The organism is uncultured Caulobacter sp., assembly GCF_937900395.1.
Taxonomy (GTDB): Bacteria; Pseudomonadota; Alphaproteobacteria; order Caulobacterales; family Caulobacteraceae; genus Caulobacter.
In genome coordinates this window covers 47054-69882 of sequence record NZ_CALCDX010000240.1, presented here as the reverse complement: position 1 = coordinate 69882, position 22829 = coordinate 47054, and the positions used below count along the sequence as shown (strand labels likewise).

Annotated in this window: 20 protein-coding genes; 10 read left to right on the top strand and 10 right to left on the bottom strand. The window is 67.6% G+C overall.

Annotated elements, in window-relative coordinates:
- Nucleotides 1-176 precede the first annotated feature (176 nt).
- Entirely contained in the window at nt 177-1202 is a 1026-nt protein-coding gene (locus tag Q0379_RS21980; protein ID WP_299016750.1) for an AI-2E family transporter, read from the top strand.
- A 183-nt stretch (nt 1203-1385) separates the two neighbouring features.
- Here Q0379_RS21980 and Q0379_RS21975 read toward each other — a convergent pair whose 3' ends face one another.
- Nucleotides 1386-1778, bottom strand: a complete 393-nt coding sequence (locus Q0379_RS21975) for a thiol-disulfide oxidoreductase DCC family protein (RefSeq protein WP_299016737.1) — start codon at nt 1776-1778, stop codon at nt 1386-1388.
- Nucleotides 1779-1835: 57 nt separating this feature from the next.
- Between Q0379_RS21975 and Q0379_RS21970 the strand changes: the two genes are divergently transcribed.
- Together Q0379_RS21970 and Q0379_RS21965 are read left to right on the top strand one after the other, a co-directional pair.
- On the top strand, nt 1836-3476 hold the full coding sequence (locus Q0379_RS21970; protein ID WP_299016736.1) for an oleate hydratase: 1641 nt from the start codon (nt 1836-1838) through the stop codon (nt 3474-3476).
- A 123-nt stretch (nt 3477-3599) separates the two neighbouring features.
- Nucleotides 3600-3935: a hypothetical protein gene (locus Q0379_RS21965; RefSeq protein ID WP_299016735.1), complete on the top strand. Its 336-nt coding sequence runs from the start codon at nt 3600-3602 to the stop codon at nt 3933-3935.
- 17 nt (nt 3936-3952) lie between these two features.
- Here Q0379_RS21965 and Q0379_RS21960 read toward each other — a convergent pair whose 3' ends face one another.
- The 3 genes from Q0379_RS21960 to Q0379_RS21950 form a co-directional block, all read right to left on the bottom strand.
- Nucleotides 3953-4489 (bottom strand): hypothetical protein, encoded by a 537-nt coding sequence (locus Q0379_RS21960; RefSeq protein WP_299016734.1) that lies wholly within the window; start codon nt 4487-4489, stop codon nt 3953-3955.
- A gap of 20 nt (nt 4490-4509) precedes the next feature.
- A complete protein-coding gene (locus Q0379_RS21955; protein ID WP_299016733.1) occupies nt 4510-5139 on the bottom strand; it encodes a DUF998 domain-containing protein in 630 nt (209 codons plus the stop codon).
- A 232-nt stretch (nt 5140-5371) separates the two neighbouring features.
- A complete protein-coding gene (locus tag Q0379_RS21950; RefSeq protein WP_299016732.1) occupies nt 5372-7093 on the bottom strand; it encodes a M20/M25/M40 family metallo-hydrolase in 1722 nt (573 codons plus the stop codon).
- Nucleotides 7094-7500: 407 nt separating this feature from the next.
- Between Q0379_RS21950 and Q0379_RS21945 the strand changes: the two genes are divergently transcribed.
- On the top strand, nt 7501-7740 hold the full coding sequence (locus Q0379_RS21945) for a flagellar basal body rod C-terminal domain-containing protein (RefSeq protein ID WP_299016731.1): 240 nt from the start codon (nt 7501-7503) through the stop codon (nt 7738-7740).
- A 278-nt stretch (nt 7741-8018) separates the two neighbouring features.
- On the opposite strand, the gene Q0379_RS21940 is transcribed toward Q0379_RS21945, so the two are convergent.
- Together Q0379_RS21940 and carA are read right to left on the bottom strand one after the other, a co-directional pair.
- Nucleotides 8019-8309: a GIY-YIG nuclease family protein gene (locus Q0379_RS21940; protein ID WP_299016729.1), complete on the bottom strand. Its 291-nt coding sequence runs from the start codon at nt 8307-8309 to the stop codon at nt 8019-8021.
- Between the two features lie 170 nt (nt 8310-8479).
- Entirely contained in the window at nt 8480-9646 is a 1167-nt protein-coding gene (gene carA, locus Q0379_RS21935; RefSeq protein ID WP_299016727.1) for a glutamine-hydrolyzing carbamoyl-phosphate synthase small subunit, read from the bottom strand.
- A gap of 334 nt (nt 9647-9980) precedes the next feature.
- On the opposite strand from carA, the gene Q0379_RS21930 reads away from it, so the two are divergent.
- The 4 genes from Q0379_RS21930 to Q0379_RS21915 all read left to right on the top strand — a co-directional run bounded on the left by Q0379_RS21930 (nt 9981) and on the right by Q0379_RS21915 (nt 14876).
- The gene (locus Q0379_RS21930; RefSeq protein WP_299016725.1) at nt 9981-10268 is read left to right on the top strand and encodes a DUF1272 domain-containing protein; all 288 of its coding nucleotides are present in this window, start codon (nt 9981-9983) and stop codon (nt 10266-10268) included.
- 404 nt (nt 10269-10672) lie between these two features.
- The gene (locus Q0379_RS21925; RefSeq protein ID WP_299016723.1) at nt 10673-13762 is read left to right on the top strand and encodes a TonB-dependent receptor; all 3090 of its coding nucleotides are present in this window, start codon (nt 10673-10675) and stop codon (nt 13760-13762) included.
- Nucleotides 13763-13963: 201 nt separating this feature from the next.
- Complete coding sequence (locus Q0379_RS21920) at nt 13964-14098, top strand: hypothetical protein (protein ID WP_299016722.1); 135 nt, start codon at nt 13964-13966, stop codon at nt 14096-14098.
- Between the two features lie 64 nt (nt 14099-14162).
- A complete protein-coding gene (locus Q0379_RS21915) occupies nt 14163-14876 on the top strand; it encodes an HAD family hydrolase (RefSeq protein WP_299016720.1) in 714 nt (237 codons plus the stop codon).
- Between the two features lie 107 nt (nt 14877-14983).
- On the opposite strand, the gene Q0379_RS21910 is transcribed toward Q0379_RS21915, so the two are convergent.
- From Q0379_RS21910 to manD, 4 genes are all read right to left on the bottom strand, one after another.
- Nucleotides 14984-16078: an acyltransferase gene (locus Q0379_RS21910; protein WP_299016718.1), complete on the bottom strand. Its 1095-nt coding sequence runs from the start codon at nt 16076-16078 to the stop codon at nt 14984-14986.
- A 95-nt stretch (nt 16079-16173) separates the two neighbouring features.
- The gene (locus tag Q0379_RS21905) at nt 16174-16551 is read right to left on the bottom strand and encodes a DUF559 domain-containing protein (protein WP_299016753.1); all 378 of its coding nucleotides are present in this window, start codon (nt 16549-16551) and stop codon (nt 16174-16176) included.
- A gap of 94 nt (nt 16552-16645) precedes the next feature.
- Nucleotides 16646-17395 (bottom strand): FadR/GntR family transcriptional regulator, encoded by a 750-nt coding sequence (locus Q0379_RS21900; RefSeq protein WP_299016716.1) that lies wholly within the window; start codon nt 17393-17395, stop codon nt 16646-16648.
- A gap of 108 nt (nt 17396-17503) precedes the next feature.
- Nucleotides 17504-18715 (bottom strand): D-mannonate dehydratase ManD, encoded by a 1212-nt coding sequence (gene manD / locus Q0379_RS21895; protein WP_299016714.1) that lies wholly within the window; start codon nt 18713-18715, stop codon nt 17504-17506.
- Between the two features lie 353 nt (nt 18716-19068).
- Here manD and Q0379_RS21890 point away from each other — a divergent pair, with 353 nt between their 5' ends.
- Nucleotides 19069-21213: an alpha-glucuronidase family glycosyl hydrolase gene (locus Q0379_RS21890; protein WP_299016712.1), complete on the top strand. Its 2145-nt coding sequence runs from the start codon at nt 19069-19071 to the stop codon at nt 21211-21213.
- Nucleotides 21214-21402: 189 nt separating this feature from the next.
- Nucleotides 21403-22719 (top strand): amidohydrolase, encoded by a 1317-nt coding sequence (locus Q0379_RS21885; RefSeq protein ID WP_299016711.1) that lies wholly within the window; start codon nt 21403-21405, stop codon nt 22717-22719.
- Nucleotides 22720-22829: the final 110 nt, after the last annotated feature.

Genomic DNA, 22829 nt, shown 5'->3' with positions numbered 1-22829 from the left:
TCATCCCCAGCCGCTCCGGATGAATCTGGGCCCCGGCATTCGCCGGGGAGGTCGGTGTCTTGGAGGGGCTCCGCGAACGTCAAGTCGATCCGCTAACCCCTCCGCGGTAGCGCTTGCCGTCAGGGAAATGTTATCGCCCGCGGAGGAATATCCTCGTCCATCGCCGCGGAGACCGCATGACCAAGCCCGGCACATCGTTCCTGGTGAACTTCGCCATGGCGGCGGCCCTGCTGTACGTGTTCCGCGCCGTGCTGTGGCCGTTCACCCTGGCGCTGGTGCTGGCGATCCTGATCATGGCGCTCAGCGAGCGGGTCGTGCGCCTGTTGCCCAAGGCGCGGCGCTGGATGGTGTTCGCCATCACCGCCGTGATCGTCGGCGGGATCATCGTCGCCAGCATGGCGGTGGTGATCGAGGGGGCGTCTCGGATCGTCGACAAGATGCCGGCCATGCTGGCGCGGATCGACCAGCTGCTGGCGATGATCCCCGCGCCGGGCGGGCGGCTGAGCCTGGAGGCCCTGGCCCAGAAGGTCGAGCTGGGGCCGGTGGCCGACCGCCTGCTGGGCAGCGTCCAGGACGCCTCCGCGGGCCTGGGCCTGACCCTGATCTTCCTGTTCTTCCTGCTGGTCTCCAAGCCGATGATCGAGAAGCGCGTCGACCAGATCGTCGCGTCGCGCGGCGGCCGGGGGCTGGCCACGGTGCTTGAGCGCAGCTTCTCGGGCGTCGAGAGCTACATGTACGTCCAGTCGATCACCGGCCTGATGATCGCCGTCGGGTCCTGGGCGGTGATGATGGCGGTGGGCCTGGACAACGCCCTGTTCTGGGGCCTGGTGATCTTCCTGTTCGCCTATCTGCCAGTGCTGGGGGTGCTGGCCGGCAGCGTCGGGCCGACCCTGTTCGCCCTGCTGCAGTTCCCCAGCCTGACCCCGGCGATCGTCGTGTTCGTCGGCATCCAGCTCGTCTCGTCGGTCGTCGGCAACCTGGTCCTGCCCAAGATGCAGGCCGACAGCCAGAACATCGACCCGGCCGCCAGCCTGATCGCCGTCGGCATGTGGACGGTGCTGTGGGGCGTGCCGGGCGCGTTCCTGGCCATCCCGCTGACCCTGGCGCTGATGTACGCCCTGGCCCAGTACGAGGACCTGCGCTGGCTGGCGGTGCTGATCTCGCACGACGGCGACCCGACTCCGATGGAGGCGGCGGAGTAGGGGGCGATCGGTCCGCCGTTCAAATCAACGATCGCCTTCCTGGGCCTTGTGCCCAGGACCCATACTGGCGGCAGGCTCCGCGCTTAGAGCAGAACGAAGCGGAACGGGCCGGGGCGCCGATCGACTCAGCGGCCACGGAACGATGGGTCCTAGGCACAAGGCCTAGGAAGGCGGGGAGTGTTGTTATCTCTGGCGAGCCTTACGCCCTCCAGCCATCCTCCCAACGAACTTCTGCAGCTTCGGCCGCACCCGCAGGAAGCGGCGGTAGAGCGCGTCCAGCGCCTTCAGCGCCCAGGGCCGCCGCGCCAGCAGGCCGAAGGGCCGCAGCACCGGGATCGCCCGCCACATGGCCGCGAAGGCCGCCGCGCCCGATAGCAGCTGGCCGTTCTCGCGGGCGTGGAACTTGGCGAGCAGGTCGGCGCGGTCGATCGGGCAGCTGGCGTCCTCGCTGGCCCCATCCTCTCGAGAGGCGTCGATGAAGCTGATCGCGCCCCGCCGATCCAGTCGGCGCATCAGGGCGATCTCGCGGATGCACAGCGGGCAAGCGCCGTCGAACCAGACCGTCACCTGAGCCATCGGTACGCCCTCCAGACTGTCTCTAGAGGTGGGCCCGCCGCGCCCGCCCGTCAATCGTTGACCCGCCTCAAGGCGCGCTGGCCCGCGAAGGCGGAGAACGCCGCCCTCGACCAAGCGGACAGAAGGATCAGGGCCATGAAGCACTATTTCGTCGGCGGCGGTATCGGCGCCCTGGCCGGAGCCGCCTTCCTGATCCGCGACGCGGGCGTCGCCGGCGCGGACATCGCGATCTACGAGAAGCACCCCAAGGTGTTCGGCGGCTCGCTGGACGGTTCGCGCCTGCCGGACGGGTCGTACTCGCTGCGCGGCGGGCGGATGCTGACCACCGACCACTACGAGTGCACCTGGGACCTGCTCTCGACCATTCCCAGCGTCGACGCGCCCGGCCAGACGGTGCGCGAGCAGACCGTCGCCTTCAACAAGGAGGTCGTGGCCCACTCCCAAGCCAGGCTGGTCGACCGCAACCTGCACAAGGTGGACGTGACCCACCTGGGCTTTTCCATGCAGGACCGGCTGGAGCTGGTGCGGCTGATGCAGACGCCCGAGGAGACCCTGGGCGATGATCCGATCACCGACTGGCTGTCGCCGCCGTTCTTCGAGACCAATTTCTGGTTCATGTGGCAGACGACCTTCGCCTTCCAGCCCTGGCACAGCGCCGTCGAGCTGAAGCGCTATTTCCATCGCTTCATGAACGAGTTCCCGCGCATCGAGACGCTCGGCGGGGTCAAGCGCACGGTCTACAACCAGTATGACGCCATCGTCGTCCCGCTGGAGCGCTGGCTGCGCGAGCGCGGGGTGAACTTCGTCGGCGACACGGTCGTCACCGACATGGAGATCGCCACCGAGGCCGGCCGCCACCGCGTCACCCGCCTGGTCCTGGATCGCGCGGGCAAGGTCGAGACGGTGGACGTGGCGCCCGACGACCTCGTCTTCTACCAGAACGGCTCGATGACCGACGCCACCAGCCTCGGGACCATGGAGGCTCCGCCGCCGGCCATGACCAAGGCCGACAGCCAGGGCTGGGCGCTGTGGGAGAAGATCGCCGCCGGCCGTCCCGAGTTCGGCAATCCCGCCGCCTTCAACACCCAGATCGGCCGCAGCCTGTGGGAGTCGTTCACGGTCACCTGCCGCAACCCGAAGTTCTTCGACGCCATGAAGGCCTTCAGCGGCAATGAGGCCGGGACCGGCGGCCTCGTGACCTTCAAGGACTCGCGCTGGCTGATGTCGGTGGTGCTGTACCACCAGCCGCACTTCCTGGATCAGCCGAAGGGCTGGTCGGTGTTCTGGGGCTACGCCCTGCATCCCGACCGGGTCGGCGACTTCGTCGCCAAGCCGATGAGCCAGTGCGGCGGCCGCGAGATCCTGCAGGAGCTGTGCGGCCATCTGGGCCTGGAGCCGGACGTCTTCGAGGACGCGACCTGCGTGCCCTGCCGACTTCCCTACATCACCTCGATGTTCATGCCGCGCCGCAAGGAGGACCGTCCCCTGCCGGTCCCGGAGACCTCGGTGAACCTGGCCTTCGTCAGTCAGTTCGTGGAGATCCCGGACGACGTTGTCTTCACGGTCGAATATTCGGTGCGGGCGGCGCAGATGGCCGTGTACCAACTGAAGGGCGTCGACCGCCCGATCCCGCCGATCACCCGCCACGACCACGCGCCCGAGGTGCTGCTGCGCACGGTGGCCAAGGCGATGCGCTGAAAATACGGTGTCATCCCGGATAGCCGCTGCGAGGCTTCCGGGATGACACGGTATGTTTGGCCGCCTCTCGACGGCGCGCTCAGTGGGCGTCATCCTTCCCCAAAAAGGGAGGGAGAGGGCGACATGGCGCCGTTTCGACTGTTCCTGCTGGCGTGCCTGGTGGCGATCGTCGGCTACACCAGCGTGACCATCGCCAACCATGGCTGGAACCTCTTGCCGATCTTCTTCGGCGACATGGCGGCGATGGGCTGGCCGGGCCAGTTCAATCTGGATTTCTTCTGCTTCCTGCTGCTGTCAGGCCTGTGGGTCGCGTGGCGCGGCGGCTTCAAGCCGGCGGCCCTGGCGCTGGGCGTCGTCGCGGTGTTCGGCGGAATGCTCTTCCTGTCGATCTACCTGCTGATCCTGCTGTCGCGCTCGGGCGGGGACATCCGTCGCGTGCTGCTGGGCGAACGGGCTTAGGGCGCGTCGTTCTCCTCCTAGGGCCCGCAGGTCCACTCGCCCTCGATCACGCGGCGGGCGCCGTCGGCCCGGTCGTAGGTGAGGGTGGCGGGGCTGGGCGGCGATTCACCGCCGCCGCGCGCCGGACCGGTCACCGCGATGCTGACGGTCTTGCCCCGCCCGCTGAAGGTCGCCCCCTTCAGCATGCCGTCGAAGCCGCCGGGCGCGGCGACGCGCTCGACATAGTCGCCCACCTTGACCAGGCCGAAGGCGGGATCGCGCGAGCCGACGACGCCCATGGCGATCAGCAGCGGCTCCGGGTCGCCCGCGCTAAAGCCGCAGCCCAATTCTCCCTCGAGCGGATTGGCCTCGCGGTCGGCGGCGGTCAGGGGCGACAGCTGGATCGGCGAACCGTCGCCCCCGACCGTGGCGCTTTGAGCGGCCGGCGGCGCGGCGGGTGTCGGGGTGGGCGCGGCCGGCGCGGGCTCGGCCTTGTCCGCCGCGGGCCTGGGCGAGCAGGCGGCGAGAGTCAGGGCGGCCAGCGCGGCGGCGGCCGCGCGAGGGTGTCCGGTCATGGCGGTCTCCCGCTGGGTGGTCAGGCAGCCGCGGGCTCGGCGCTGACCCTGACGGCTTTCCAGTGCCGCTCCAGGGTCCAGGCCGCCACCGCCAGCCACAGCAGGCCGAGGAAGGCGTGGCCGCGCTGCCAGTAGCCAACGTCGTGGCCGGTGCGGACGTTCCAGACGCCGGTCAGCAGGGCGAACACCAGCAGAAGGCCGAAGAACCAACCCAGAGAGAAATTGGCGAGGCGACGGTGGTCGGGTCGGCCCCACAGCGCCCAGGCGGTGAACAGCGGCGCGAACTGGATGGCCAGGCCCACGCCGCAGGCGCGGTGCATCGGATCGGGCCAGTGAAACACGCCCGCGAAGACGGCGCCCAGGCCGGTCAGCGCCACGAACAGCCCCGCGAAGGCCGACACCGTCCGGCGTCCTCCGGCGTGCTCCAGGGCGTGGGTGAAGCCGGCGCCGGCGAACAGGCCCGCGATCCCGGCGATGACCATGCCGATGTTGAACACCTCCGGCATCGGCGCGGCCGGCCCGCCCAGCTCGCTGATGAACTGCGCGCCGGCGTCGAAGCCGGGGAACAGCCGCTGGGCGATCCACACGTCGGCCACCATCACGGCCGGCGCGATCACGCCGATCTTCAGGAAAGCGCCGGTGCGAAGCAAGGGGAGGGGCCTCGGGAGAATGGAGAGGCCGAAAATCGCTCTGGATGGGAGAGGGGTCAACCGCTGATGCCCACCCACCCCCCCCGATTTCCCGGCGAATGCCGGGACCCAGATTCATCCGGGGACTTCGACGTGCTCGCGCCTGAGCGCCGCGAGAGAACGTCCAACTCAGCGGGTTCGATCTGGGCCCCGGCATTCGCCGGGGAGGTCGGGTTATTGGCTAGCCGCGGACCTACTTCGCCGCGGACGGATGGCCCGCCGGCGCGAAGGCCGCGCCGAAGAAGTCGCCCTTCTTCCAGACCGGGCGGGCCGGGGTGTTGGCCAGCTCGCGGGCGATCTCGTAGTTCACCAGGGCGAACTTGGCGGCCGCCTGGTAGTCGATCGGCTGGTTCAGGTCATCGCCCGGGTGGTGGTAGTTGGTCTTCAGGAAGGTGGTGAAGGCCTTCTCGCCGCCGTTCTGGAAGCCGGTCATCAGGAAGACGGCCGGGATACCCTGCTCGACGAAGCGGTAGTGGTCCGAGCGGGTGAAGAGGCCCTCTTCCGGCAGCGGGTCGCCCGACAGGCCCACGCCCACGCGGGCGGCGGCGTGCTTAACGGCCTCGCCGACGGTCGAGCGGTCGGCGCCGAAGGCGATGACGTCGGTGAACGGATACAGCAGCACCGGCATGTCCAGGTTCACGTCGGCGGCGATGTCGGCCTTCTTCACGGTCGGGTTCGTGGCGAAGTAGTCCGAGCCGACCAGACCCTTCTCCTCGCCGGTGACGGCCAGCAGAACGATCGAGCGCTTGGGGCGAACCTTGGTGTTCTTGAAACCGCGCGCGACCTCCAGCAGGGTCGCGATCCCCGAGGCGTTGTCGAGCGCGCCGTTGTTGACGCGGTCCTCGCCGGGCTTGGCGTTTTCCTTGATCCCGATGTGATCCAGGTGGGCCGACAGGATGACGGTCTGGGCCTTCAGCTTCGGGTCCGAGCCCTCGATGATCCCGACGACGTTGCTGCTTTCGCGCTTTTCGATCTCGGTTTTCAGCACGACCTTGGCCTTGGTCGCCAGGGGGAAGCCCTTGACCGCGCCCTGCGGGGTCTCGGCCTCGGCCAGGACGGCGTCGAGAGCGGTCGGGGACCCGGCAAACAGCTTGGCCGCGCCGGCCAGGCTGATCTGGGCCAGGGCCGGAGCGGCCGGCGCGCGGATCGCGCCGACGTCCTGGGCGTCGCGCCAGGTCACGCGCCATTCCTTCATGCCGTTCAGGCCGCGCGCGAACGGACGGCGCTTCTCGCCGCTGGTGGTCGGGATGGTCAGCACGCCGATCGCGCCGCGCTTGGCCGCTTCGGTCCGCTTGGTGTTGGGGCTGGAGAGGTGGGCGCGCTCCTCGGTCTGGATCGAGGACGGGGCGCCCGTCAGCATGACGACGATCTTGCCCTTCACGTCCAGGCCCGCGTAGTCGTCGCGACCGCGCGTGGCGTCGACGACGCCGTAGCCGACGAAGACCAGCGGGGCCTCGACCGACAGGTCGGCGGCCTGGGCCTGGGCGTTCGGCAGGTAGTCCTCGCCGTACTTCAGGGCGACCGCGGCGCCGCCATCAGCCTGGGGGGCGCCGGTCAGCGTCAGCGAACCCTCGCCGGCCGGACGGAAGGCCAGCAGCGGCACGCGCTGCAGGTAGGAGCCCTTGTCGCCGCCCGGCTTGACGCCCAGCAGGGCGTACTGGGCCGCGACATAGTTGGCGGCGATGTCGTAGCCGCGCGTGCCGGCCTCGCGGCCTTCCATCGCGTCGTCGGCCAGGAAGGTCATGTGCGCCTTGATCGCCTCGGCGGAGGGGACGAAGTCCGAGCCGGCGTGGGCGGTCTTGGAGGCCGCCTTTTGAGCGGCGGCGGCGGGCTTGGCGGGAGCGGCCGCCAGGACCGGCTGGGCGACCATCAGCAGGGCGGCGCTGGCGAGCGCGGCGCGACGCGTGAACGACATTCTCAAGAGGCTCCTCGGGACGCGAACGTCGGACCCTATCGGCGGTCGTCGCGTCGAAACGGTTATCGAAAAACGGCCCCAGGCGGGCGGCCGCGAACCATGTCGGGACGATGACAGCTTGTCGAGGCGTGGCGACCTAAACGTTTGGTAATCTTCGGCAGGATCTTGCGCGGATGGGGGCGGGCGAGGGCCGGACGCCGCCGTTGCGCGCCGTCAAACCTCGCTCTTCCCGTCCTCCACCTCCGGAGGAGGGCATCATTCCGCCTCCAGCGGAGGTGGGACTGGAAACCGATATCATGGTTAATTCGCGCTAAAAAAGGTGACTAAGTGGTAAATTTTACCATCTTTGGTTGCGACCGCTTAACCGAAACGACCGGATAACTCGCGACGAGCAAGGAGGACGCCTTATGCAGGCTCTCGCTATCGCCGCCGCCGGTATGACGGTCGCCGCCAACCGCTTGAACGCTAGCGCTCAGCGGGTCGCGTCGTCCGACGCGCACGCCGAGACGGTCGAGGAACTGAAGGACGTGGACTACGCCAAGGAACGTGTCGAGCAGATCAGCGCTCAATACGACTTCAAGGCCAACGCCAAGGTCATTCAGACCGCCGACCAGATGACCGGCGCGCTGCTGAACATCAAGGCCTAGTCCCGCTCCACGCGTTTGGGTCTCGCGCTGTCCCGGTTCGCCGGAAGAGCGCCGGACTCTGCCCGCCGCCAAGCGCCCGAAGCGCGCCCCCTTTTGCCGAGGGCGCTTGGCCGCCGCCTCCCGCAGCGCCCCCTATGTTTGCGGGAGGCGGCCCCTATGGGGGCCGCCTAGTTCGCCATTAGAACCACTCGTCATCCCGGCCGTAGCGAAGCGGAGAGCCGGGACCCAGGGGCGGCCGCATCGCGCTTCGCCTGGGGCGCAAGGACGAGGGATTGGCTTCAGCAGTTCCAGCTCTCGTAGAGATCGAGCCACTGAGGGTTCTCGGCCTCGATCAGTTGCAGCTTCCAGGCCCGCCGCCAGCGCTTGATGCGCTTCTCGTAGACGATCGCCTGATCGACTTCCGCGAACTCTTGATACCAGACCAGCTTGGTGACGCCGTATTTGGCTGTGAAGCCTGTCTTCGCTTCTCGGTGCTGCCAGACACGGCGCGAAAGGTCCGCCGTGACGCCGGTGTAGAGCGTGCCGTTCCGTCCGCTGGCGAGGATGTAGACGAACGACTGGTGCGCCATTCGTTGATGTAACTATAGGTTGATTGTCTATGCAATTGCTCTCGTCATCCCGGGCGGCGTAGCCGACCCGGGACCCAGGGGCGAGCGGCAATACGGCGGCCCCTGGGTCCCGGCTCTCCGCTTCGCTGCGGCCGGGATGACGAGGGCAATTGTGGTGAGGAGGGCGAGAACTACCTCGCCTTGTCCATCAGCCCAGCAAACCGCTCGAACAGATACAGGCTGTCGGTCGGGCCGGGCGAGGCTTCCGGGTGGTGCTGGACGCTGAAGACCGGCTTGTCGGCCAGCGCGATGCCGGCGTTGGTGCCGTCGAACAGCGAGACGTGGGTCTCCTGCACCGGCGCGGGCAGCGAGGCGCTGTCCACGGTGAAGCCGTGGTTCATCGAGACGATCTCGACCTTGCCGGTGGTCAGGTCCTTCACCGGGTGGTTCGCGCCGTGGTGGCCCTGCTCCATCTTCACGGTCTTGGCGCCCAGGGCCAGGGCCAGCATCTGGTGGCCCAGGCAGATGCCGAACACCGGCTTGCCGCTGGCGACCAGCTTCTGGATCTCGGGCACGGCGTATTCGCCGGTCGCGGCCGGGTCGCCGGGGCCGTTGCTCAGCAGCACGCCGTCCGGGTTGCGAGCCAGGATGTCCTCGGCCTTGGTGTCGGCCGGCACCACCGTGGCGCGGGCGCCGACATGGGCCAGGGCGCGCAGGATGTTGCGCTTGACGCCGTAGTCGATGACCACGACCTCGTACTTGGGCTTATCGAGCTTGGCGTAGCCTTCCGGCCACGACCACAGGCCCTCGTCCCAGGTGAAGGTCTGGGTGGTCGAGGCGTCCTTGGCGAGATCCAGGCCCACCAGGCCTTCCCAGGCCTTGGCCTTGGCGACCAGGGCCGGAAGGTCGAACTTGCCGTCCGGCGAATGGGCGATGACGCCGTGCGGCATGCCGGTCTCGCGAATCTTGCGGGTCAGGGCTCGGGTGTCGATCCCGGCCAGGCCGATCACGCCGCGGGTCTTCATCCAGGCGTCGAAGTCGCCGCCGGCGCGCCAGTTGGCCTGCTCGGTCGGGACGTCGCGGAACAGGGCGCCGCGGGCGGCCGTCTCGGCCACGCCGGTGACCTGCTCGACGTCCTCGGCGTTCGTGCCGACATTGCCTACGTGCGGGAAGGTGAAGGCCACGATCTGGGCCATGTAGGAGGGGTCCGTCAGGATCTCCTGGTAGCCGGTCATGGCGGTGTTGAAGCACACCTCGCCGACCGCGTCGCCGACCGCGCCGCAGCCCACGCCTTGCAGGATCGTGCCGTCCGCGAGGGCCAGAACGCCGGTGACGCCGGGAAGAAGGTCTTGGGACATTCTGTTGAGCGCTCCTGAACGCGATGGCCCGGAATTGGGCGGCCTATTTTTGCAAAAAAGCGGGCCAAGGTGCACCCCTGCCCAGCCCCGGAGAGCCGGGGCGTTACTTCTAAAAAACGGACGGGCTTTTGGCCCGTCCGCCGCGCAAACGGCGGCGTGTCTAGGGGGTATGGGGGAGGGGGTCAACCCCTCTCGATCACGCGAATTTCGCGGGCCTCCACATTCCCGTGATCACTGAACGCGCGCCCTCGCGCGAGGCGGGAAAAACGCTTTATAGTAAAGGGCTTCCAGACATGGCTCTTAGAGAAGCGCGACGGACACGGGAGGACGGCCCATGCTCGAGTTGCGTCCCAATTGCGAGTGCTGCGACCGCGACCTGCCGCCGGCCAGCCCGGAGGCGCGAATCTGCACCTTCGAGCACACCTTCTGCGCCACGTGCGCCGAGCTGCGCTTCGACGAGATCTGCCCCGACTGCGGCGGCGGCCTGGTCGCCCGCCCGATCCGGCCCGAGGTCCAGCTGCACCGCTTCCCCGCCTCGCTGCGCCGGGTGATCAAGGCCCATCGGCCGGCGACGCCGCCGACGCCTCACCGCGAGCCCGAGCGGCCGGCGGGGTGGGTGTAAGCGCTCCCACTCCTTATGAAAGGGGCTCGAAGCGCCCCCTCCGTCACGTCGCCTATCGGCGCCGCGCCACCTCCCCCGCAAGCGGGGCAGGAGGAGTCCGCTTCATCCTCACCCGTGTAACGGGGGAGGTGGCTCGGCGCGAAGCGGCGAGACGGAGGGGGCGCTGTTCACGTTAACCTCCCCCCAACCCAACACCGTTGCGCCGGCGCCGCAGTGGCCAACCAAAGGTCCGACACTCTCCCGACAACAAGGTCTGACCACGTTGACACACGAGGACATACCTCGTAACGCTTCCAGTGTGACCGCTACCACTGCCTTATGGCGGGGCGTCAGACTCTAAAAGGAGTCGGCGGGTCGCGGCGAACAACGAACTGGCGCAAGGCGTCAACCTTAGGGGGAGAAACATGCGGACTACCCGACAAAACCGTTCCGCCCGTCGTCTGGCTCTGATCGGCGCGACCTGCCTGACCACTTTGACGATCGGTCAGGCCGCTTACGCTCAAACCGCCCCGGCCCCGGCCGCCGCGGAGGACAACAGCGCGGTCGAAGAAATCGTCGTTACCGGCTACCGCAAGAGCCTGGCGCAATCGACGGTCGCCAAGCGCGAGACCACCGGCTTCGCCGACGCGATCTTCGCCGAAGACATCGGCAAGTTCCCCGACTCCAACATCGCCGAGTCGTTCAACCGCATCCCCGGCATCACCATCACGCGTGACATCACCGGCGAAGGCACGAACGTCGCCATCCGCGGTCTCGGCTCGAACTTCACCAACGTGACCCTGAACGGCGCCTCGATCGCCGTGGCCTCGTCGGGCGCGACCGACGCGCAAGGCACCGACCGTTCGGTCGACCTGTCGTTCTTCCCGACCGACCTCTTCACCAAGCTGACGGTGAACAAGAGCTACTCGGCCAGCCTGCTGGAAGGCGGCGCGGCGGGTAACATCGACATGCGCTCGGCGCGTCCGTTCGATCGTCCCGGTCAGCACCTGAGCATGAACATCCAGGGCGTGAAGGCCGACGGCGCCAAGCTGGGCGGCAAGGGTTCGCTGATCGCCAGCAAGACCTGGGACAACTTCGGCGTCCTGTTCGGCGTTTCCGGCCAGCGCCTGAAGACCGACACGCGCGGCTACGAGACCATCGGCTTCACCAACCCGAACCTGTCGGCGGCCCAGTGCGGCGCGACCAGCGGCTGTAACGCCACGGGCGGCGGCAACTGGACGATCCCGGCCACGGTGCCGGTCGGCGCCGGCGGCGGCCTGGTCGCCGGCACGACCATCGACCGCGCCTTCCTGCTGGCCAACAACCCCGGCGCCACGATCCAGCAGATCGACAACGGCCTGCTGCCGCGTATCGGCCGCCCGTCGGCCAACTACGGCACGCGCGATCGCATCAACCTGGTGGGCAGCCTCGAGTGGCAGCCGAACGACGACATGAAATTCTATGTCGACGGTCTGTACGGCTACAAGAAGAACGACCTGATCCGCGAAGACATCATGTGGATCATCCGCAACGGCGCGGTCATTCCGCTGAACACCAAGTACGACAAGGCCGACTGCTCGACGGGCTGCACCGTCACCCAGGGCACCTACGCCAACTCGAGCTTCTTCCTGGAATTCCGCCCCTATCTCGAAAAGACCGAGCTGTGGGGGATCAATCCGGGCGGCGAATGGCAGATCAACGACAAGCTGAAGGTCGAGGCCCAGGCCAACTACACCAAGAGCACCTTCCACCGCGAAAGCCCGACCTTCGGTCCGGCGACCGCGCTCGGCAACGGCGTGACGGTGGACTACACCTACAACCCGACCGGCGTCCCGACGATCAAGAGCAGCATCGACCTGAACAACCCCGCCAACTTCGTGTGGACCGGCGGTCGCCTGAACATGCAGGACGAGAAGCGCTGGTATGAGACCAAGGGCGCTCGCGGTTCGGTTACCTGGGGCGACGAGGCTCTGAGCCTGAAGTTCGGCGCCAATTACGACGACATCTCGCGCACCATCCGCGGCTATGACAACAGCGGCGCCTGGCAGAACGCGACCTGCGGCAACAATCCGAGCCTGAACCTGCCCTCGCCCAACAGCGGCCCGCCCTGCCAGGGCCTGAACCAGCCGGGCGCCGCCCCGGCCGGCTATCCGACCTATCCGGGCTACGGCACGGGCTACACGGCCGGTCAGTCGGGCACGCTCACCTATGGCGGCTCGCTGATCCCGACGACCAGCCTGGCCAGCTACCTGAAGCCCGGCCCGGCCGGCTTCGTCACCGTCGACTGGGACAAGGTCAAGAAGGCCACCAACTACGACCAGTTCCACGACAACACGCCGGAGTCGGGTGGTTCCAACACCGGCGCCAGCGGCGGCTATATCAACGAGAAGAACAGCTCGGCCTATACCGAGTTGAACGGCGTGACCCAGGTCAAGGACAGCGACCTGCGCTACAACATCGGCATCCGCTACGTGCACACCAAGCAGACGATCGGCGGCCGCGTCTCGCTGGCGGATCCGCGCAACACCCTGCCGGGCGGCGCTCAGCTGCCGGACGGCGCGCGCTATCCGAACGTCACCAACTTCGTCTACACCGAGAACACCTATTCGAAGTGGCTGCCGGCCGCGAACATCGCCTATGACGTCAGCGAGAACGCCGTGGCCCGCGTCGCGGTCTCGGAAACGATGACCCGTCCGGATCCGGCCGCTCAGCTGCCGGGCGTTTCCTTCGGCGCCCCGTCGGCCGACCAGGCCACGATCGGCAACTCGGCCCTGAAGCCGTACTTCTCGAAGAACATCGACCTGGGCTTCGAATTCTACACCGGCCAGGAAGGCGTGATCGCGGTCAACGCGTTCCGCAAGTCGCTGACCGGCTTCACGACCAACAACGTCGTGACCCAACCGTTCTCGGCCCTGGCCCAGTACGGCATCACCTACGACACCCTGAACGACACCCAGAAGACGGCCATCAACTCGCGTGGCGGCCCGACCCAGGCTCAGGTTCAGATCCAGTCGCAGATCAACGTGCCCAACAAGCTGACGATCAACGGCCTGGAATTCCAGTGGGTGCAGCCGCTCGACTTCCTGACCAGCCGCTTCGGCGTCGAGGGTCTGGGCTTCAACGCCAACGCCACGATCGTCGACCAGACCAGCAACGGTCCGGCGACCGCCTACGGCGTGGCCAAGTACACCTACAACCTGACCGGCTACTACGAGCACAACGGCGTCAGCCTGCGTCTGAGCCACGTCTACCGGAAGGGCTCGCAGTCCAGCGGCGCCAACCAGAACGGCGTGACCCAAGCCGCCCTGTTCTCGGACGACTACAAGCAGACGGACTTCTCTTCGAGCTACGATCTGGAGAAGATCTTCGGCATGAAGAACGCGCCGCAGGTGACCTTCAACGTCACCAACCTGACCAACGAGTCGCTGCGCTCGTACTTCCAGTACGACAACGCGACCTTCACCTACTACAAGCCCGGCCGTACTTACGTGCTGGGCCTGCGGATGAGCTTCTAGGCTTATCGAAATCGGTCCGGGTCCTTCGGGATCCGGACCGCGCTTCCTCCCCCAAGACCATCTGGCCCGGCCTCGCGCCGGGCCTTTCTTTTGGGCCGTAGGCGGCCGACGCGGACAATCTGTCGCAACCCCGCGCGGGCGGCGGCTACCGGAACCTTAACCAGGATCGGGTTACGTCCTCCGGAAAGGAGCTCAAACCCGATGATCCCCACCCCGCCCCAAGAGCTGTTCTCGGCGAGCCGCCTGATCTTCGGATTGGCGGAAGCGCTCGTGGGCATGGTGCTGTCGGCCGCCGTGCCGGTCAGCCTGGTGGTGTTCGCGGTCCTGACCTTCTGAGGTTCCCTGGCTGAGGTCCGCTGGCGGGTGCGTCCCGCGCGCGGCGATGCTAAACCCCGACCCCATGACGAGCATCACCACCGTCGGCGTCGACGCCGACGACACTCTCTGGCACTGCGAGAGCCTGTTTCGCCTTTCGCACCAGCGCTTCCTGGACCTGCTGTCCGAGCACGGCGACCCGGAGAAGATCGAAGCCCAGCTGACGGCCGTCGAGAAGCGCAATCTCCGCGTCTACGGCTATGGGGCCAAGGGCTTCACCCTGTCGATGATCGAGACGGCGCTGGAAGTCACCGACGGCGCGGTCGACACCCGCGTGATCCGCGAGATCCTGGCCGTCGGCCGCGAGATGCTGACCGAGCCGATCGAACCGCTGCCCGGCGTCGAGAACGCCCTGGCCGCACTGTCGGAGCAATATCGCCTGGTCCTGATCACCAAGGGGGATCTGCTGCACCAGGAGCAGAAGCTGGCCTCGTCGGGCCTGGGCGACTACTTCGTGGCGGTCGAGATCGTGTCGGAGAAGGACGCCGGGACCTACCGCAGGGTGTTCGACCGCTACGGCACCGGCGCCGAGCAGGCGGTGATGGCCGGCAATTCGATGCGCTCGGACATCCTGCCGGCCCTGGAGGCCGGCTGCTGGGGCGCGCTGATCCCGTATCCGCTGGTCTGGTCCCACGAGGCCGCCGAGGCGCCCGAGAACCATCCGCGCTACGTCGAGCTGGCCAGCATCAGCGAGCTGCCGGCGTGGGTGGATCACGTAGCGAAATCCCTCTCTCTTTGAGAGAGGGAGGGGCCCGCCGCGAAGCGGTGGGAGGGTGAGTGGTTGCGGCGGTGACCGCTCTGCCGGCGCGCCGTCAAACCTCGTAACCTCTCACCCCAACCCTCTCTCTAGGAGAGAGGGGGCTTTGGGGGCTTCCCCAGCCCCGCCAGCCAATCCCGCGCCGGGCGCTCGAAGAACACCAGCGACAGATAGGCGATCGGGAACAGGGCCACGACCCAGAACAGAACCCACAGGCGCATCAGGTCGCCGTTCAGGCTCCACATCCCCAGACCCACCCAGGCCAGGCCCATCTTCAGGGCGATCGGGTGCAGAAGGTACAGGCTGAACGACAGCTGCGCCCACGGCGCCAGTCGCCGGCTGACGCCGCCCTGGACGCCCTTGGCGTCGGCCGCCACGCCCAGCAGGCCGATGGCGTAGACGACGAACAGCAGGACGGTCCTCGGCGTTCCCGCCCACGAGGCGACCAGATAGGCCGCGAGCAGCAGCCACATCAGCAGGTTCGGGCGCGGGATCTTCGCCAGCGGCCCTCGCAGCTGGAAGGCCGCCATGCCGATCAGGAAGCCCGGAACCGCGCGGAGCACCCCGTAGTCCCAGGTCCACTGGTGGAAGGGCCTGTCGCCGTGCGGGGTCTGCAGCATGACCACGATCGACAGCAGGGCCGTCGCCAAGGTGACCCACGGGCCGCGCGCCGTCAGCAGGAACAGCAGCGGCAGGATCAGGTACATCCCCATCTCGGCGCTGATCGCCCAGCTGACGAAGTTCCAGGTCTGGGAATGGCAGACTCCCCACGCGTGGATGAAGACGATGTTGGGCACGATGCAGGCCACATCGTAGCGACGCGGATCGCGGTCCTGGATCCAGCCGGCCGCGCCGGCGGCGGCCACGGCGATGAACACCAGCATTGTCGCCCAGTGCAGTGGCCCCAGCCGCGCCACGCGCTTTTGCAGGAAGTCCCGGTACTTGCCGAAGGTGCTCAGCTTCCCGGTATAGATCGCCGCCATCACATAGCCGGAGATCAGGAAGAACAGGTCCACGATCAGGCTGAAGGTCTTGATCGTGTCGTCCGCCCACTGCCAGTGGCCGTCCAGATTGATGAACCGGTTGAAGTGGAACACCACGATCATCACCGCCCCGACGATCCGCAGGGCGTCGAGATGCAGCATCTGGTCGGAATCAGGCTTGAGGGGCGGGAGCTTCAGCATGGGGCAGTGGTGGCATGGGAAGGGGCTTCAGAACAGATACCCTCTCTCTTTGAGAGAGGGAGGGGCCCGCCGCGCAGCGGCGGGAAGGTGAGTGGTCAAGCCCTTCCCATGCGCAACACGGCCAGGATTTCATCGGCGGTCCCACCTGGATCGGTCAGAACCCGCTCGTTGCGAAATCTCAGCGCAAGATAGCCGCAGAGCTCCAGGATCCGCGCACGGTCCGCGTCCTGCTCCTCCCGCCCCTCGTGAACGGGCCCGTCGAGTTCGACGACGACTTTCGCGGACTGGCAGACGAAATCGACGATGTAGCGGTCCACGACCGCCTGGCGCATGAACTTGAAGCCACCCAGACGTCGGTTGCGGACTATCGCCCAGAGCGTCTTCTCGGCGAAGGTCTGGCGCTGACGAAGCTGACGGGCGATCACGGTGCGGTTCACCGGAAGAGCATGGCTGTGCTCTTCGAGAGTGTTCAACCAAAGGAATCCGCGTTTCGGCGAGCGCTTGACCACTCACCCTCCCATCGCTGCGCGATGGGCCCCTCCCTCTCTCAAAGAGAGAGGGATTTCCTCAAATCGCCACCCTTTTCGCGATCGCGCTGCGGCGCGCCTTGGTCTCCTGCTGGGCTTTCTGGACCGCTTCGGTCTCGGTCGCGTGCAGCAGGTGGTCGATGACGCGTTCCAGGTGGTTGCGCATGGCCTGGCGGGCGGCGGCGGGGTCGCGGGCCTTTAGCGCTTCGACCACGCGGCGGTGCTCGACGATGCGGGGCTCAAGGCCCATGCCGCGGGCGCGGGCCAGGATGTTACGGGCCAGGGGCGAGCGATTGCGCCAGTCCCACAGGTTCTCGATCGTGGCGATGATCGCGCCGTTGCCGGTGGCGCGGGCGATGGTCAGGTGGAACTCGCGGTCGGCGTCCTCGCCCCGGATCTCCTCCTCCTCATGCATCCGCTGCAGAAGGCTTTCCAGCTCGGCGATCTGCTCGTCGGTGATCGAGGTGGCGGCGAGGGCGGCGGCCTCGCCTTCGAACAGGCGGCGGGCCTCGATCAGCTCGAAGGCGCCGATCTCGAAGTCAATGTCGCTGGAGGGCGCGACCGGCCGCACATTGCCGGTGACATAGATGCCCAGGCCGTGGCGGGCCTCGATCATGCCCAGCATTTCCAGCGCGATCATCGCCTCGCGCAGGGTGGGGCGGGAGACCCCGAACTGTTCGGCCAGCTCCCGCTCGGTCGGCAGGCGATCGCCGATCTTGTACTGCCCGGCCTCGATGGCCTCGGCCACGGTGTCGGCGATCTTACGGTAGAGCTTGACGTTGTCTGACATGGTCGGCGAAGGGGCCCGAAAGGCGCTAGCTTGTCTAGGTGTCGTTTCTACCACGGACCACGGCGACGCTTGGCGTGTTTTCTCCTGACAGGCTCCCTCCGCCTGCGCTCACCAATCGTGCATCGAGCCGTCCAGGCGGCGGGCGATCGGCAGATAGGCGCGCTTGTAGGGATACTTGGCGGCCAATTCCTCGTCGATGTCGACGCCCAGGCCCGGCGCGTCGCCGGGGTGCAGCATGCCGTCCTTGAACGTGTAGGCGTGCGGGAACACCGCGTCGGTCTCGGCCGTGTGGCGCATGTACTCCTGGACGCCGAAGTTCGGGATCGACAGGTCGAAGTGCAGGGCCGCGCCCATGCAGACCGGCGACAGGTCGGTGGCCCCATGGCAGCCGGTGCGCACGTGGTGCAGGTCGGCGAAGGCGGCCAGCTTCTTCAGGTGGGTGATCCCGCCGGCGTGCACGGCCGTGGCGCGGATGTAGTCGATCAGCTGCTCCTCGATCAGCTGCTTGCAGTCCCAGATCGAGTTGAAGATCTCGCCGATCGCCAGCGGTGTCGTGGTGTGCTGGCGAATGATCCGGAAGCTGGCCTGGTTCTCGGCCGGGGTGGCGTCCTCCATCCAGAACAGGCGGTAGGGCTCCAGGTCCTTGCCCAGGCGCCCGGCCTCGATCGGGGTCAGGCGGTGGTGGACGTCGTGCAGCAGGTGGAGATCGTCACCCAGCCGCAGGCGCGCGGCCTCGAAGAGGGCGGGGGTCGAGCGCAGATAGCGCTCGGTCGACCAGATGGTCTCCTTGGGCAGGTCGCTGTCGGCCGGCTCGTAGAACATCTTGTCCTTGGAGACGCCGTAGGTGCCGCTCATGCCGGGCACGCCGGTCTGCAGGCGGATGGCCTTGTAGCCCTGCTCGGCGTAGTGGGCGGCGTTGTCGAGGGTCTCCTCGATCGTCTCGCCATTGGCGTGGCCGTAGACCATGACCCCGGTGCGGCAGGCGCCGCCCAGCAGCTGGTAGACCGGCAGGCCGGCGACCTTGCCCTTGATGTCCCACAGCGCCATGTCGACCGCCGCGATGGCGGCCATGGTCACCGGACCCCGACGCCAGTAGGCGCCGCGATACAGGTACTGCCAGATGTCCTCGATCTGGTGGGCGTCGCGGCCGATCAGGCAGGGGATGACGTGCTCGGAGAGGTACGCCTCGACCGCCAATTCACGGCCGTTCAGCGTGGCGTCGCCGATCCCGTAGACGCCGTCTTCCGTCATGATCTTCAGCGTGACGAAGTTGCGCCCCGGGCAGGTGACGATGGTCTTGGCGGCGATGATCTTGGGCATGGGGCGCTTCGGCTGGCCGCGGGGGCGTGAGAGGGTGGGGCCGAAAGCACGGGACGCCAGGCGCGTAAGCCGCGCCAGCGTCCAAGACTTCCTCCCTGGCTTATCGATGTACCGGTACCATAAAGGTTGTCAACCCAGTGGTCTGACCTCTAAGACTACAAGACCCGACCTTGGGTGGGCGCGTACGTTTCTCGCGTCTCTCCGTGTTCGGAAGTTCATAAAAGCCGATCTTCCCGGCGAACGCCGGGACCCAGATCATAGGGCCGTGAAGGCGCCGAACCTGGCGTCGCCCGGTCCCTTCAACTGGACCCCGGCATTCGTCGGGGAGGTCGGGATTAGGGTAGGAAACGAAGATGCGTCTGATCGCCTTGGCCCTCGGGCTCTTGCTCATGACCGCCCCGGCCGTCCGGGCCGAGGACGGCTATGACCTGTGGCTGCGCTACAAGCCGGTCGAGGCCTCGGCCAAGGGCGCCTACGCCGCCCGCGCCGCCGCCATCGCGCCGACCCGCGACGCGCCCACCATAAAGGTCGCCCGCGCCGAGCTCGAGCGAGGCCTGACCGGCTTGGTTGGCAAGCCCGCGACCGCCGCCGCCGGGACGCGCGACGGCGTGATCCTGCTGGGCGCGGCCGCCGATCCCGCGATCGCCAAGCTGAACCTGCCGCTGAAAAGCCTGGGCGAGGACGGCTATCTGATCCGCACCCTGACCGTGAACGGCAAGGCGACCACGGTGATCGCCGCCAACCGCGACATCGGCGTGCTCTACGGCGTGTTCCGCTATCTGGAGCTGATCCAGACCCGCCAGCCCGTCGCCAGCCTCGACCTCGCCAGCGCGCCCAAGGTCAAGCTGCGGATGCTGAACCACTGGGACAACCTGAACCGCACGGTCGAGCGCGGCTATTCGGGCCAGTCGATCTTCGACTGGTGGAAGCTGCCCGACCACGTCGATCCGCGCATGGTCGACTACGCGCGCGCCAACGCCTCGCTGGGCGTCAACGGGACGGTGTTGAACAACGTCAACGCCAAGGCCGACAGCCTGACCGCGCCGTTTATCGCCAAGGCGGCCGCCCTGGCTGACACGTTCCGCCCGTACGGCATCAAGGTCTATCTGTCGGCGCGGTTCTCGGCCCCGATCGAGATCGGCGGCCTGAAGACCGCCGACCCGCTGGACCCGGCCGTCCGCGCCTTCTGGAAGGCCAAGGCCGACGAGATCTACAAGGAAATCCCCGACTTCGGCGGCTTCCTGGTCAAGGCCAATTCCGAAGGCCAGCCCGGCCCGCAGGACTACGGCCGCACGCACGTGGACGGCGCCAACATGCTGGCCGAGGCTGTCGGCCCGCACGGCGGCGTCGTGATCTGGCGCGCCTTCGTCTATTCGCACGAGCAGCCCGACGACCGCGCCAAGCAGGGCTATTCGGAGTTCAAGCCGTTCGACGGTCAGTTCGCCGACAACGTGGTCATCCAGGTCAAGAACGGCGCGATCGACTTCCAGCCGCGCGAGCCTTTCCACCCGCTGTTCGGGGCCATGCCCAAGAGCAATCTCGGCATGGAGTTCCAGATCACCAAGGAATACCTCGGCTTCGCCACCCACCTCGTCTATCTGGGCCCGCTCTACGAGGAGACCCTGCGCTCGGACACCATGGCCAAGGGCAAGGGCTCGACGGTGGCCAAGGTGGTCGACGGATCGCTGGACGGCCGCAAGCTGACGGTGATGGCGGGGGTCGCCAACATCGGCAGCGACCGCAACTGGAGCGGCTCGCAGTTCGACCAGGCCAACTGGTACGTCTTCGGGCGCCTGGCCTGGGATCCGGAGGCCGACACCCGCGCGATCGCTCGCGACTGGGCCAAGATGACCTTCACCAATGACGAGCGCTTCGTGACGCCGGTGGTGGACATGATGATGGGGTCGCGCGAGGCGGCGGTGGACTACATGACGCCGCTGGGCCTGCACCACCAGATGGGCGAGGGACACCATTACGGTCCCGGCCCCTGGGTGTCGGGCGGTCCGCGCGCCGACTGGACCAGCGTCTATTACGCCAAGGCCAGCGCCGATGGCATCGGCTTCGACCGCACGCCCACGGGCAGCAACGCCACCAGCCAGTACGCGCCGCCGGTCGGGGCCTGCTTCGCCGACCTCAAGTGCGTCGACGAGAAGGACCTCTTGTGGTTCCACCACCTGCCCTGGGACTACCGCCTGAAGTCCGGCGACACCCTGTGGGACGGCATGGTCAAGTCCTACTCGCGCGGCGTCTCGTACGTGGACGGCATGAACCGCACCTGGGCCAGTCTGGCGCCGTATGTCGACGCCCCGCGCCACGCCGAGGTCGCCGACTTCCTGAAGATCCAGCGCAACGAGGCCCAGTGGTGGCGCGACGCCTCGATCGCCTGGTTCCAGACCTTCTCCAAGCGTCCGCTGCCGGCAGGCGAGAAGCCTCCGGAGAAGTCGCTGGAGTACTACGAGGGCCTCAAGTTCCGCTGGGCGCCGGGGAACGGGCTGTAGGCGATCCTTCTCCCCTTGCGGGAGAAGGTGTCGGCGTAGCCGACGGATGAGGGGTTTCTCGGCGTCGCCGCGCGACCCCTCACCCGGCCCTTAGGGCCACCCTCTCCCGCAAGGGGAGAGGGAAGGGGCTAGCGGATTTGGCTTCGCCGTGCGTCATCTAGGCGAAGCTTTGCATCCGAGACCGCGCCCATGAAGGCCCTGTTCGCCGCCGCCGCCCTGGCGCTTGTCCTCGCCGCCTCCGCCCAGGCCGCGCCGCTCAATGCGTCGGCGACGCTGAAGGTCATCGACGCCCAGCTCGACCGCGACTACCCGGCGCTGGAGGCGACCTACAAGCAAATCCACGCTCACCCGGAGCTGGCCTTCCAGGAGGTCCAGACCGCCAAGACCCTGGCGGCCGAGATGCGGGCCCTGGGCTTCACCGTCACCGAGGGCGTCGGCAAGACCGGCGTGGTGGCGATCCTCAAGAACGGGGAGGGGCCCAAGGTGCTGATCCGCACCGAGATGGACGGCCTGCCGATGGAGGAGAAGTCGGGCCTGCCCTATGCCAGCCGGGCGACCGCGACCTGGCGCGACGGCCAGACCTTCGTCGCCCATTCCTGCGGCCACGACATCCACATGGCCGCCTGGCTGGGGACCGCCCGCCAGCTGGTCGCCATGAAGTCCAAGTGGAAGGGCACGCTGGTCTTCGTCGCCCAACCGGCCGAGGAGACGATCGGCGGCGCCAAGGCCATGCTGGCCGACGGCCTCTGGAACAAGATCGGCGGCAAGCCCGACTACGGTTTTGCTTTGCACGTGGGTAACGGCGTGGCCGGCGAGATCTCCTACAAGGCGGGCGTGATCAGCTCGACCTCGGACGGGCTCGACATCACCTTCAACGGCCGCGGCGGCCACGGCTCGATGCCGTCGACGACGATCGATCCGGTGATGATGGCCGCCCGCTTCACCGTCGACGTCCAGAGCGTGATCAGCCGCGAGAAGGACCCGTCGGCCTTCGGCGTCGTCACCATCGGCTCGATCCAGGCCGGCAGCGCCGGCAACATCATCCCCGACAACGCCCGGGTGCGCGGGACCATCCGCACCCAGGACGACGCGGTGCGCGAGAAGATCCTCGATGGCGTCAAGCGCACGGCCAAGGCGGTGGTCGACATGGCCGGCGCGCCCCCGGCCGACGTCAAGCTGACGTCCGGCGGCAAGATGGTGGTCAACGACCAGGCCCTGACCGACCGGACAGCGGCGGTGTTCAAGGCCGCCTTCGGCCCGCGCGCCGTGGCCGAGACCAAGCCGGGCTCGGCGTCCGAGGACTATTCGGAGTTCGTGATCGCCGGCGTGCCGTCGCTCTATTTCGGCATCGGCGGGTTCGACAAGGCGACGGTCGAGAAGGCCAAGGCCGAGGGCAAGCCCCTGCCGACCAACCACTCGCCGTACTTCGCGCCCACGCCGGAACCCAGCATCCGCACGGGCGTCGAGGCCATGACCCTCGCGGTGCTGTCGGTGACGGGGAAGTAGATCAGCCAACCAGCATTTCCCGTGTCATCCCGGAAACGCCGCAGGCGTTATCCGGGACCCAGGGGCCGCAAGCGCCGCATTCCGCACCCCCTGGGTCCCGGCTCTACGCT